At 62.8% G+C, this 12,657-nt stretch carries 11 protein-coding genes; 4 read left to right on the forward strand and 7 right to left on the reverse strand.

Annotated elements, in window-relative coordinates; all coding sequences use genetic code 11:
• Positions 1 to 295: 295 nt before the first annotated feature.
• Positions 296 to 1,162, forward strand: a complete 867-nt coding sequence (gene dapA / locus RIN61_RS22505) for a 4-hydroxy-tetrahydrodipicolinate synthase (RefSeq protein WP_112254256.1) — start codon at positions 296 to 298, stop codon at positions 1,160 to 1,162.
• A gap of 336 nt (positions 1,163 to 1,498) precedes the next feature.
• Here the strand turns inward: dapA and RIN61_RS22510 are convergent, their stop codons facing one another.
• Positions 1,499 to 1,897: a tetratricopeptide repeat protein gene (locus RIN61_RS22510; protein ID WP_112254254.1), complete on the reverse strand. Its 399-nt coding sequence runs from the start codon at positions 1,895 to 1,897 to the stop codon at positions 1,499 to 1,501.
• 238 nt (positions 1,898 to 2,135) lie between these two features.
• Here RIN61_RS22510 and RIN61_RS22515 point away from each other — a divergent pair, with 238 nt between their 5' ends.
• Positions 2,136 to 3,761 carry a methyl-accepting chemotaxis protein gene (locus tag RIN61_RS22515; protein WP_207880043.1) on the forward strand — a complete coding sequence of 542 codons (1,626 nt, stop codon included), beginning with the start codon at positions 2,136 to 2,138 and terminating at the stop codon, positions 3,759 to 3,761.
• A 924-nt stretch (positions 3,762 to 4,685) separates the two neighbouring features.
• Here RIN61_RS22515 and RIN61_RS22520 read toward each other — a convergent pair.
• The 6 genes from RIN61_RS22520 to RIN61_RS22545 all read right to left on the reverse strand — a co-directional run bounded on the left by RIN61_RS22520 (position 4,686) and on the right by RIN61_RS22545 (position 11,396).
• A complete protein-coding gene (locus RIN61_RS22520; RefSeq protein ID WP_112253892.1) occupies positions 4,686 to 5,006 on the reverse strand; it encodes a hypothetical protein in 321 nt (106 codons plus the stop codon).
• A gap of 136 nt (positions 5,007 to 5,142) precedes the next feature.
• Entirely contained in the window at positions 5,143 to 5,610 is a 468-nt protein-coding gene (locus tag RIN61_RS22525; protein WP_313854213.1) for a hypothetical protein, read from the reverse strand.
• Positions 5,611 to 5,715: 105 nt separating this feature from the next.
• Positions 5,716 to 7,557 (reverse strand): potassium transporter Kup, encoded by a 1,842-nt coding sequence (locus RIN61_RS22530; protein ID WP_243432288.1) that lies wholly within the window; start codon positions 7,555 to 7,557, stop codon positions 5,716 to 5,718.
• Between the two features lie 302 nt (positions 7,558 to 7,859).
• Positions 7,860 to 9,086, reverse strand: a complete 1,227-nt coding sequence (locus RIN61_RS22535; RefSeq protein WP_133973523.1) for an MFS transporter — start codon at positions 9,084 to 9,086, stop codon at positions 7,860 to 7,862.
• Positions 9,087 to 9,477: 391 nt separating this feature from the next.
• Positions 9,478 to 10,353, reverse strand: a complete 876-nt coding sequence (locus RIN61_RS22540) for a universal stress protein (protein WP_112253889.1) — start codon at positions 10,351 to 10,353, stop codon at positions 9,478 to 9,480.
• Positions 10,354 to 10,565: 212 nt separating this feature from the next.
• A complete protein-coding gene (locus RIN61_RS22545) occupies positions 10,566 to 11,396 on the reverse strand; it encodes a helix-turn-helix domain-containing protein (RefSeq protein ID WP_112253888.1) in 831 nt (276 codons plus the stop codon).
• A 107-nt stretch (positions 11,397 to 11,503) separates the two neighbouring features.
• Here RIN61_RS22545 and RIN61_RS22550 point away from each other — a divergent pair, with 107 nt between their 5' ends.
• Both RIN61_RS22550 and RIN61_RS22555 read left to right on the forward strand, forming a co-directional pair.
• Positions 11,504 to 11,641, forward strand: coding sequence for a hypothetical protein (locus RIN61_RS22550; RefSeq protein WP_181457404.1), 138 nt, complete (start codon positions 11,504 to 11,506; stop codon positions 11,639 to 11,641).
• Complete coding sequence (locus RIN61_RS22555; RefSeq protein WP_207878067.1) at positions 11,638 to 12,075, forward strand: MAPEG family protein; 438 nt, start codon at positions 11,638 to 11,640, stop codon at positions 12,073 to 12,075. Before RIN61_RS22550 ends, RIN61_RS22555 begins: the two co-directional genes overlap by 4 nt.
• Positions 12,076 to 12,657: the final 582 nt, after the last annotated feature.

Below are 12,657 nucleotides of genomic sequence, written 5' to 3' on the forward strand. Positions count from 1 at the left end.
CGATCTCGGTGTTGACACCGGGTACGCCGCGCCACCATTATCCAGCCATATCCACGCAACGGGCTTGCCGGCATGTCCATTTTCAACCACGCCATTTCCGCTTCGGGCTTCATCGCCCAGGCAGACGCGTGCGTTGCCGTTGCCAAGAAATCCAAGAAACAGCCGCTCATCTGACCGAGGCGCGCTGTCTCGTCAGGTGGGCTGACGAGACAGAAGGCGCCAGGTATCCCTGCCAGACCACTTCGACTCTTCGCCCTGCTGACGCTGACTTTCGGTCAACATCAGGAGTTTTTGCATGTCGAATTTCCGTGGTATCTGGATCGCCCTCGTCACGCCATTGCGCGCCAATGAAATCGACTTCGCCGCCCTGGAAAAACTGGTGAAGAAGCTGCTCGAAGAGGGAGTGGCCGGTTTTGTGGTGTGCGGTACCACGGGCGAGGCGGCGGCGCTGTCCAAGGCCGAACAACTGGCCGTGCTGGATGCTGTGCTGGCCTGGGTGGAACCGGGCAGTGTGGTGATGGGGCTGTCGGGTTACAACCTGTGCGAACTGTTGGCCTTCCAGGTTGAAATCCAGCGGCGTGACATTGGCGGGCTTCTGGTCCCTGCTCCGTGCTACATCCGGCCTTCGCAGGCCGGCATCGAGGCGTTCTTCACCAGGGTGGCGGATGCCGCCAGCGTGCCGGTGATCGTCTACGACATTCCCTACCGCACCGGGGTACGCATCGAGCGTGAAACCCTGCGCCGCATCGTGCGCCATCCGCGCATTGCGGCGGTGAAGGACTGCAGCGGCGACAGCGAGACCACCATGGCCCTGATCCAGGACGGCCACGCCCAGGTGCTGGCCGGTGAGGACGTGCAGATCTTCAACAACCTGTGCCTGGGTGGCTCGGGAGCCATTTCGGCTTCGGCGCATGTGCGCGCCGACCTGTACGTGCGCATGCTGCAGCAGGTCGACAATGGCGACTGGGTAGCCGCGCGCGGAACGTTCTATCAGTTGCTGCCGTGGATGAAAATGGCCTTTGCCGAGCCCAACCCGGCTGTGATCAAGGCGGCATTGCAGGTGGAGGGGCTGATGACCGACGAACTGCGCGAGCCCATGCAAGCCTGCACGGAAACGACCCGGGGCAAGCTGCAAAGCGTGCTGGCTTCGCTCGGCGCTTGAGGACGCTCGTTTGGCGCGCCCTTTGTAGGAGCAGCCTTGTGCTGCGAAGAGGCCGGTACTGACAATGCATATCTGTTGCCTGTACCGGCCTCTTCGCAGCACAAGGCTGCTCCTACAGGGCCCCTGCTAAATCCAATGAATTATGTTTCGTTGCAGCACTGCTTCGCGGGTGAACCCGCTCCGACAGGTATGGCGCTGGTTTCAGGTACCCTCGGTTCCTGTGGGAGCGGGCATGCCCGCGAACACCGGCAACGGCGGTGCCATCCACCGCGTTGGCTGATCAGGCTTGAGCGGGCTATTTGCGCTGCCACACTTCGCCTTGCTCGCTGAGCGTCGTCAGTGCGCAGCCGTGGGCAGCATGCCGGAGCCTTGGGCCTTGTGCGCGGCCTCTATCAACTGCAGGTTGCGGCTGCGCAGGGCGTGGTTGTTGCCGACCCGCAGGTTGGAGCGCAGCGCCAGGGTCTCGGCCTGCTCATACTGCCCTTGTTGAAGGCGCAGAACACCAAGGTAATGCAACGTTGCCGGGTTGTTCGGTTGAATGTGCAGCGCGCGCTCCAGGGTGGCCGCCGCCTGGTCCAGCTGGCCGTCGGCATATTGTTGCGAGGCGGTTTCGATCAGCACGGTCGAAGCATTATTGCTGCGTGTGGGCGCGGAGCGTTCACCGGCCAGTGCGCTCGGTGCCGTGAATGCGCTGAACAACAGGAACAAGGCTGACAGAACAGGTGTGCTGGGCATCGGCAGAGGGCTCGACAGGTGTTGGGCAGGCCCCCGCTTGGCGAGGGGATGCTATCGACCGGGAGTACCAGCCGAAGTTCCCGCTTGAACACGCCACGGCCTGCCCCCGGCGACATCTGTTCGATTACCGCCCATAACCGCATCCTGGCGTCTCAAGCCTGTGCCCGTACCTCCGATAGCAGCACACCCACCGTCGAATCATCGACCAGAAGTGGTGCCAACAAGGAGTACTGCCCGCATGCTTGCCAACCTGAAGATCCGCACCGGAATGTTCTGGGTGCTATCGCTGTTCAGCGTGACTCTGCTGTTTTCCACCGTCAGTGCCTGGCGGGCTGCGGTGGGCAGTGACCAGCAGATCACCGAACTGGACCAGACCGCGCACCAGTCGGACCGGTTGAACAATGCATTGCTGATGGCGATTCGCGCCAGCGCCAATGTGTCCTCGGGCTTCATCGAACAGCTGGGTGGTCATGAGGAAAGCGCCAGCAAGCGCATGGCGCTGTCTGTCGAGTTGAACGACAAGAGCCAGAAGCTGGTGGACGAGTTTGTCGAGAACGCCCGTGAGCCTGCGTTGCATGCACTGGCATCCGCGCTGCAGGCCACCTATGGCGAGTACGCCAAGGCGGTCGCAGGGCAGCGTGAGGCAACCCGTCAACGTTCGCTCGAGCAGTATTTCAAGGTCAATACCGACGCCGGCAACGCCATGGGCCGGCTGCAGGCGCTGCGCCAGCAACTGGTCGCAGCATTGAGTGAGCGCGGTCAGCAGATCATGCTGGAATCCGACCGGCGCCTGGCGCGCGCCCAATTGCTGAGCATGGGGCTGCTGGGCGTGACGCTGTTATTGGCGGCGCTGTGCTGGGCTTTTGTTGCCCAGCGTCTGCTGCACCCGCTGCGCGAAGCCGGGCGGCACTTCCAGCGCATTGCTGGCGGCGACCTGAGCGTGCCGGTGCAGGGGCAGGGCAGTAACGAGATTGGTCAGCTGTTCCATGAACTTGAGCGCATGCAGCAGAGCCAGCGCGATACCCTGGGGCAGATCAGCAGCTGTGCCAGGCAACTGGACGCAGCGGCCACGGCGCTGAATACGGTCACCGAGGAAGGTGCCAACAACCTGCGCCAACAGGGCCAGGAACTGGAGCAGGCCGCCACCGCTGTCACCGAAATGACGACGGCCGTGGAGGAGGTTGCGCGCAATGCCATCACCACCTCGCAGACCACCAGCGAATCCAACCAGCTGGCAGCGCAAAGCCGCCGGCAGGTCAACGACAACATCGACGGTACCGAGGCCATGACCCGGGAGATCCAGGCCAGCAGCGCGCACCTGGAGCAACTGGTCGGGCAGGTGCGGGACATTGGCAAGGTGCTGGAAGTGATTCGCTCGGTGTCCGAGCAAACCAACCTGCTGGCACTCAATGCCGCCATCGAGGCGGCCCGTGCGGGCGAGGCCGGGCGCGGCTTTGCGGTGGTGGCGGATGAAGTGCGTACGCTGGCCTACCGTACGCAGCAGTCGACCCAGGAAATCGAACAGATGATCGGGCGCGTGCAGGCCGGCACCGAAGCGGCCGTGGCCTCGATGCAGGCCAGCACCAGCCGCGCTCAGTCGACGCTGGACGTGACCCTGGCCTCGGGGCAGGTGCTGGAAGGCATCTACAGTGCGATCGGCGAGATCAACGAGCGTAACCTGGTGATTGCCAGCGCAGCCGAAGAGCAGGCCCAGGTGGCGCGAGAGGTGGACCGCAACCTGCTGAACATTCGCGAGCTGTCGACATTCTCGGCCGCGGGGGCGCAGCAGACCAGTGAGGCGAGCAAGGCGTTGTCGGGGTTGGTGGGGGAGATGACGACGTTGGTGGGGCGGTTCAAAGTTTGAGGTCTGTCGGGCAGGCTGCGGGAGCGGGCGCGCCCGCGAACACCGGCGCAGCCGGTGCCATCCACCGCATCGCCTGCTTCGCGGGTAAACCCGCTCCCACAGGGTCCTCACCAGCTGACGGAATGCGCCATGCCTGTGGGAGCGGGTTCACCCGCGAACACCGGCGCAGCCGGTGCCATCCACCGTATCGCCTGCTTCGCGGGTAAACCCGCTCCCACAGGGTCCTCACCAGCTGACGGAATGCGCCATGCCTGTGGGAGCGGGTTCACCCGCGAACACCGGCGCAGCCGGTGCCATCCCGCCTGCTTCGCGGGCATGCCCGCTCCCACAGGGTCCTCACCAGCTGACGGAATGCGCCATGCCTGTGGGAGCGGGTTCACCCGCGAACACCGGCGCAGCCGGTGCCATCCACCGCATCGCCTGCTTCGCGGGCATGCCCGCTCCCACAGGGTCCTCACCAGCTGACGGAATGCGCCATGCCTGTGGGAGCGGGTTCACCCGCGAACACCGGCGCAGCCGGTGCCATCCACCGCAGCGGCTGCTTCGCGGGCATGCCCGCTCCCACAGGGTCCTCACCAGCTGACGGAATGCGCCATGCCTGTGGGAGCGGGTTCACCCGCGAACACCGGCGCAGCCGGTGCCATCCACCGCATCGCCTGCTTCGCGGGCATGCCCGCTCCCACACGGACCCCGCCAGCTGACGGAATGCGCCATGCCTGTGGGAGCGGGTTCACCCGCGAACACCGGCGCAGCCGGTGCCATCCACCGCATCGCCTGCTTCGCGGGCATGCCCGCTCCCACACGGCCCCCCCCCAGCTGAAGGAGTGCGGATACCTGTGGGAGCGGGTTCACCCGCGAACACCGGCGTAGCCGGTGCTATCCACCGCAGTGTCCGGTTCGAGGGTACGACTTGCGCGCCTTCAGTTATCGATCGTGCTTCGAAGAGGAGCGCCCGGCCTTGTCGTGTTCCTTGGAATGGGCAATGCCGGACCGGGTAGTACCTCGGCCGTTGTCATCGTTGCGCAGGCTTCCATAGTGGTTACCGCTCTCGCCATGGTTGCGGGTGGCCTTGCCGGCATGATCACTCTCGTAGCCGCCGCCATTACCGTTGAACCCACCTTTGCCGCCGCCATTGCCATTACCTTTGGCATACGCGGAACCGATTGGCGAGACATCGGCAGGCAACAATGCAGTTGCGCCGAGCGCCAGAGCACAAGTAAAGACGGCTACCAGGGTTTTTTTCATGTTTGTTCGCCTCCAGAAGGCGCAGGGGGGAGCTTGAGTGCGGATACGACATGAGGTCGTCATTTAAGTTCCGCAGAGCGCGCAGCCGTTCGAAGAAGCGGCTGCCAGGCCCTTTCAGGACCTGGCAGCCTTCGCTTCATCGATCATTCTTGGAGGAGTTTTGTACCGCGCCGCTCAGCCCCTTGGCATTATGATCACCGGGCGTAGTCCCCGAGATAGCGGTAGATTTCGTCAAGCCGCGGGTATCCTTGGACTGCGCGATGCCGGAGGTCGTGGTTCCATGGCCATTGTCCTGGTTACGTGAGCTTCCATAGTGATTGCCGCTCACACCATGATCGCGCGTAGCCTTGCCAGCATGATCACCCGCGAGGCCTGCACCATTGCCAGTGCCATTGTGCCCACCCATGCCGGCGCCACGCCCGCCGCCATTGCCGCCGCCGTGGCCACCACCACCGTGGCCGCCACCGCCACCGCCACCGCCACCGCCACCGCCGCCACCACCTTTGGCATACGCTGAACCGATCGGCGAGATATCGGCAGGCAACAATGCCGTTGCGCCGAATGCCAAAGCACACGCAAAGACGGCCACCAGGGATTTTCTCATGTTGTTTCGCCTCCAACGGCGCAGGTAGAGCTCAGGTGCTGATAAGACTCGCGGCGGCTTTGCAAGTTCTATCGTCCTGACAGAAGGATCGCGATCCATGACGGCTCAGATTTCGACCTGAGTGCCAAGCTCGATCACCCGGTTAAGCGGCAGCTGGAAGTACTTCAGGTTGCTGTTGGCATTCTTCAGCAGGAAGGCAAACAGGTGCTCCCGCCAGCGGGCCATGCCCATCTTCCTGCCTGCAATGGCTGTCTCCCGGCTGAGAAAATAGGTGGTGCGCATGGGGCCGAACTCCAGGTCCGCACGTTGGCAGCGGCTTAACGCCAAGGGCACGTCGGGCTCCTCCATGAAACCGAAATGCAGGCTCACGCGGTAGAAGCCGTCACCAAATGCCTCGACCTCACAGCGCTTGCCAGCGCTGACCCGTGGCTCATCCTCGAACACGACGGTCAACAGCACCACTTGTTCATGCAGTACCTGGTTATGCAGCAGGTTGTGCAGCAAGGCGTGGGGCACCGCCTCTGGCCTGGCGGACAGGAACACGGCAGTACCGCCCACGCGATGAGGCGGCTGGGCCTTGAGGCTGGTAATGAACAGGTCCAGCGGCAGTGAGCTCTCGTCCAGCCGCTCGACGATGATCCTTCGCCCGCGCTTCCAGGTAGTCATCAGGATGAACAGCGCCAGGCCCGCAATCACCGGAAATGCACCGCCCTGGAGGATCTTCGGCGCATTGGCGGCAAAATACAGGCTGTCTACCAACAGCAACGCCAGCAGCATCGGCACGGCCAGCCAGCGTGGAGCCTTCCACAACAACAGCACCACTGCCGAAGCCAGCAGGGTGGTGATGAGCATGGTCCCGGTCACGGCTACGCCATAGGCTGCCGCCAGCGCCCCGGACGACTCGAAGCCAACCACCAGCAGCACCACGCCGACCATCAGTGCCCAGTTCACCATGCCGATGTAGATCTGCCCCTGTTCCTCGCTGGAGGTATGCTGAATGAACATGCGCGGTACATAACCCAGCTGGATGGCCTGGCGCGTCAACGAGAACGCGCCGGAGATCACGGCCTGGGACGCGATGATGGTGGCCAGCGTGGCCAGCCCGACCATGGGCAGCAAGGCCCATTCGGGTGCCAGCAGGTAAAACGGGTTGCGCACTGCCTGCGGGTCGCCGAGGATCAGTGCGCCCTGGCCGAAATAGTTCAGCACCAGCCCGGGCAACACCAGCAGGAACCAGGCCCGGGCAATGGGTTTGCGGCCGAAGTGCCCCATATCGGCGTACAGTGCTTCGGCGCCGGTCAGCGCCAATACCACCGCGCCCAGAATCGCCACCCCCATGCCCGGGTGCAGCACGAAGAACTTCACTGCCCAGAGTGGGTTGAGCGCTTGCAGCACCTCAGGGCGCTGGACGATGCCGTGCAGGCCCAGTGCACCCAGTACGATGAACCATAGCACCATGATCGGCCCGAAGAGGATGCCGATGCGCGCGGTGCCGTGCTTCTGGATAAGGAACAGCGCCACCAGCACCACCACCGACAGCGGCACGACCCAATGTTCGATGCCGTCGAAGGCCAGTTGCAGGCCCTCGACGGCCGAGAGCACGGAAATCGCCGGCGTGATCATGCTGTCGCCGTAGAACAGCGCGGCGCCGAACAGGCCGAGCAATACCAGTATCCTGCCCAGGCGCTGGTAGGGAGCCGCCGCCCGATGTGCCAGGGCGGTCAGGGCCATGATGCCACCTTCGCCCTGATTGTCGGCACGCAGGATGAACAGTACGTATTTGAGCGACACCACCCAGAGCAACGACCAGAACACCAGTGACAGAACACCGAGTACACCGGCGGTGTTGGCTTGCACGCCATAGTGCCCGGCGAACACTTCCTTGAGGGTGTACAGCGGGCTGGTGCCGATGTCGCCATACACAACGCCAACAGCGGCGACGAGCATGCCGATAGGGTTGGACTTGCCGGGAACGGATTGATTTGCGATGACGGTGGACTGGCTCACGAAAGGCTTCTCTGGACTGGCGGTTAGATATGCATGCCATCCCTGAGCATCGCGCGCCCAGTATTCCTTCTGTGTGTCGGCTCAGCCGTAAAAAGAGCGTAAAAAATCAGTGTGCGTCCCAATGCCTCTCATTACCCCTGGGGCCGCTTTGCGGTCCTCGCCAAGCCAGCTCCTACAGGTACAGCGCAGACTTCAAGAGTTACGCGGTCCCTGTAGGCGCTGGCTGGCCGGCGATGGGCTGCTCAGCCAGGTTGCGCCGCCAGGCTGTTGCTGACATTACGGCCCAACACCAGCACCGTAGCGAAACCGCAGCCCACCAGGGCCGTGGCCAGGCTCAGCAGCACCGAGCTGCCCAGTTGGTCGACGATCCGCCCGCCGAAGAACGAGCCCAGCGCAATGATCACCTGGAACATGGCAACGAACAGCGGCATGCCACGTTCGACATCCTTGGGCGCGACGACGAACATCCAGATACTGGCGCAGGCGGGGAACGCGCCGAAGGCGAAGCCCCACAACCCGATCAGCATCGCGGCACCGGTCATGCCGGTGGCGAAATGGGGGAACAGGGCCGTGCTGGTGCCGATCATCAGCGCTACCAGCAGCAGGGTGTGACGTACGCTGCGATTGGCGGCGAAACCGGCGAAGATATTGCCGAATACCCCGGCCACGCCATAAAGCAGCAGCAACGAGCCAATGGTAGGCCCATCGAAGCCGGAGCTTTGCTTGAAGAAGGGGGCTACATAGGTGTATGCAGCAAAATGGGCCAGGCCGATCAGCAACACGGCGATCAGGCCAACCCGCGCCTGTGGGTTGATGAACAGGGCCGGCAGGTCGCTGATGCGAATGGCCTTGTCCGGGTTGAGCCGCGGGAGCAACAGGATCTGCGCCAGCAGCACCGGTACGCCCAGTAGCGCAGTTACCAGGAAGGTCATGCGCCAGCCCATCAGGCCGCTCAACCAGGTGCCTACCGGCACGCCCAGCACGGTGGCCAGGGTTACACCGACCATGATGATCGAGGTGGCCTGGGCTACGCCCACGCCCTTGGGCGCCAGGCGGCCGCTGAGGGCAATGGCCGTCGCCCAGAAGCCGCCAATGCTCACGCCCAGCAGCACGCGGCCGAACAGCAGCAGATTGAAGTCACTGGCGTAGGCCACCACCGCGTTGGCGATGATCATGATCAGCGTCAGGCCGATCAGCAGGTAGCGACGGTCCAGGGCGCCAATGCCCACCGACAGCAATGGGGCGGCGAGGGCGGCCATGATGCCGGGCAGGGTGACCATCAGGCCGGCGTGGCCTGCACTGATGCCGAGGTCGCTGGCGACATCGTTGAGTACGCCTACCGGCAGGAACTCGCTGGTCACCAGGGCGAAGGCGCCGACGGCGACCGAAAGGATTGCCAGCCACTGCTGGCTGACGCTTTGTTGATCATGTTCGGGAAGGCCGCGAGGGGCCTGGCTGGCACTTGGCATGATATTGGATTCCAAGAGAGGGATGGCGCCTGAAGCAGGCGCAAGGAGCGGGGGAAATGTGCTGGCGATTATAGGGGACGGTTTTGCCAGGCCAACATGCGGGTCGCTCGATAGTAATCATCAGCGCAATCGATGAAACGCCTTGCGCAGAGCGCCCGCTGTTGGATGGGAGCGCAGAGAACAAATATTGCTCGTTTGAAGCGTCCATTGTAGGAGCAGCCTTGTGCTGCGAAGAGGCCGGTACTGACAAAGCCTTTGTATTGCTTGTCTCGGCCTCTTCGCAGCACAAGGCTGCTCCTACAAAACCTCACTTAACCAATGAGTCATGTGTTTCTATGAACGCGGGCTTGTCCGCGAAGGACACGCAGGCGTCCTCCACATCACTTGCATCCTATGGCGACACCAGCACATCGCACTGGGATTCGTTCAGCACATGCTTGGTGACGCTGCCTATCAGCAGCTCTTCAAGCGCGCTTTCCCCTTGCTTGCCGACTACGATCAGGTCGCATTCCAGCTCTTGTTCCTGCTCGGCAATCCGCCAGCCAGGGTCGCCATGCACCACGATTTGCCGAGCATCTGCCACTCCGGCGGTTTCGCTCAAGGCCGCGAGTTGCTTCACCGCCTCCTTGCGGATGACATTGCGATAGTGTGCAAGGGTGTCGTGGTCGATATGAGCAAAGCGCATGCTGCCTTCGAATGGCGCTTCGTACACATGCAACAGAATGATCTCGGCCTGTGGGGCGATGGCTTTTGCCAGTTCGATCGAGCGCAGTGACGAAGGCGAAAAATCGACTGCAACCAGCAAGGTCCGGTACGCATCGCGTGGCGCCTGTTTGACCACCAGCAAAGGGCAGGGCATGTGGTTCAGCATTTTCTGCACGGTTGAGCCCAGCAGCAGGCGCCGCGCCACGCTCTGGCCCTTCGCCCCGCATACCAGCAGATCGCTGCGTTTATCCTGCACCACACGGGTGATCTCCGTGGTCACCGAGCCGTGCGCGACCTGTACGCCAGCGGCGATGTCATGGCGCTGGAACAGCATTGCAGCCAGTGCGCGAATTTTTTCGCCAGCGGTATCCAGTACGCGCTTCAGCAGATCGTCACCGGGTGCGATCAGTTGCTTCAGGCGCTCGAAGGGGGCCGGGTTGGCAACGTACAGCAGGTCCAGTGATGCCTGTTGCGCCTTGCTCAGGTACGCAGCGCGCTCTGCCGCATTGCGGGCGGAGGTGGACAGGTCGGTGGCTACCAGTACGTGGTTGAGTTGGCTCATGTGGGGCTCCTTGTCCAAAGCCGCGCACGGTGATCGATGGCGATAGCCTTGAGCACGGCGCATGGCGGTTGTCGAGACGTTCCTTGCTGACAACCATCCTCGCGCGAACCCGGCCCGGCGGCTTGATGTGCGTCAATGAAGTGAGGCTCCGAGCTCGAGCTGACCACTTTTGCGCACCTCAAGGCCGGCGGCTGCCTTTTGGTAGAGCAGGTTTACCCGCGCAGAGGCGAACCCGGCGGATAGCCCTGTTCGAACGCCGCCAGCATTCTTTGCCGAGTCTGCGGGTCGGCAGGAATCAGATGCTCGATGCGCAGCGATTCCACGGTGATGTCCAGCGGCATGCCAAAGGTGGTGAAGGTGGACAGAAACCTCAGTTCACCTTCCGGGGTGTTCACACGTGTCAGCAGCACCGGCGTGGCACTTGTCGCCTGCGTGGAGGTGGATGGGGTGGGCAGGTCGCGCAAGCGCCTTGCCAGCGCAGGGTTGCTGGCGGCTTCCCTGGATGCGCGTTGCCAGGCAACGGCGCGGATCTGCGCTGCGTTGGCCAGATGGTCCCCCAGGCCGCCGGGGTGAAGCAGGGTTTCCAACAGATTGAGGCCTGACGCCGCGTGTGTGGGAATGCCCACCATCGCCAACAGCAAGCCGGTGCTCGCATTTGCGGTGATGACGTTCCAGTCGCTGTCGATGACGATCGCAGGTGCGGGGTTGTTTGCCTGCAGGATGTGCTCGATGGCGCCATGCACCAAGGCCAATTCAGGAGCATCGAGCGGCGAGGCTGCGTACCGGGGGGCGTACCCGGCCGCGACGAACACTTCGTTGCAGTGTTCCAGTGGCGCGCCAAGGGCTGAAAGCAGGGCATGCAGTGTGCTGGGGCTGGCTTTGGCCCGCCCTGTCTCCACGCAGCTCAGATGACGCTGCGACAGGCCTGCCAGCAGCGAAAGCTCAAGCTGGCTGAGCCCGGCTTGCTGGCGCAGAAGGCGCACATGTTGGCCTGCCGAGGTCAGCGGCGCAGGGCTTTTCCGGTGGAACAGTTGATGGCTCATGCGTTGACCCTGATCGTCCGTGAGTAAAGTGTCCATGACCTCACAGGTCATTGAGCGCAGACAACCCTATCACTACCTTGCCGGGAAACCCTACTCAGGAGAGGACGATGGGCTTGCGTATCTGTGCGTTGGTGTTGCTGGAACCGTTTCTACTCGATGCAGTGCGGCTGAAAGCCGTAGTCGTTTCGCTGGGTCATCTGCTCCATCTGGTGGCCAGCGGCGTTGCCGGGGAGCGTCATCCGTGAACAGTGCCTTGGCTGTATACGCGCTGTGCGTTGTGGTGCTGTTCTTCAAGATGTTTGTAGTCTCGTGTTATCAGGGCTATTACCGCTTGCGATTCGTGGCTTTCACAAACGTGGAGGATGCCGCTGTTTTCAAGCGAAACGCGCAGGAAGCGGAGCGGCCGGAGGTAGCTCGTGCCGCCAGGGTCTGGGCCAACGACCTGGAAAATATCCCAGCATTCTTCGCTCTCTGCGGGCTCGCCATTGCCCTCGACACAGCGGCGGGGCCGATCGTCTGGCTGAGCATCTTGTTCACCTTTGCCAGGGTCCTGCACACATGGGCTTATTTGGCAGGTGTGCAGCCGTGGCGCACGGTGTTTTATGGCATAGGGGTTGTTTGCTTGCTGGGCTTTTGCGTAGTTATCGCAGTGAAGGTGGTGAGTTCTTTTGCCTGGTGACGCAGTCTGGCTGCTAGTCTCGCAGTGGCATTGTGTTTGTATGTGGGCGCAACTGACTTTGCTCAATTTTCAAGGCATGCACCATTTGTGTGTATGGGGTTTGAACCGCGAACATCGGCACAGCCGGTGCCATGCACTGTGTTGCATTCTTCGCGGGTGAACCCGCTCCCACAGGGATTGCGCCTGGCCCAGGGGGGGCCATTCCTGTAAAGGCCATGGCTTCGGCCAAGGATCTTGAAGCTTGCACGGTCGGTGTGGGAGCGGGCATGCCCGCGAACACCGGCGCAGCCGGTGCCAGGCACTGCGTTGCATTCTTCGCGGGTGAACCCGCTCCCACAGGGATTGCGCCTGGCCCAGGGGTTGGTGCCATTCCTGTAAAGGCCATGGCTTCGGCCAAGGATCTTGAAGCTTGCACGGTCGGTGTGGGAGCGGGCATGCCCGCGAACACCGGCACGGCCGGTGCCATGCACCGTGTTGCATTCTTCGCGGGCGCGCCCGCTCCCACAGGGATTGTGCCTGGCCTAGGGTTGGTGCCATTTCTGTAAAGGCCATGGCCTTGGCCAAGGATCTTGAAGCCGGCAC

Origin of the sequence: Pseudomonas inefficax (assembly GCF_032164165.1) — a bacterium.
Classification (GTDB): domain Bacteria; phylum Pseudomonadota; class Gammaproteobacteria; order Pseudomonadales; family Pseudomonadaceae; genus Aquipseudomonas; species Aquipseudomonas inefficax.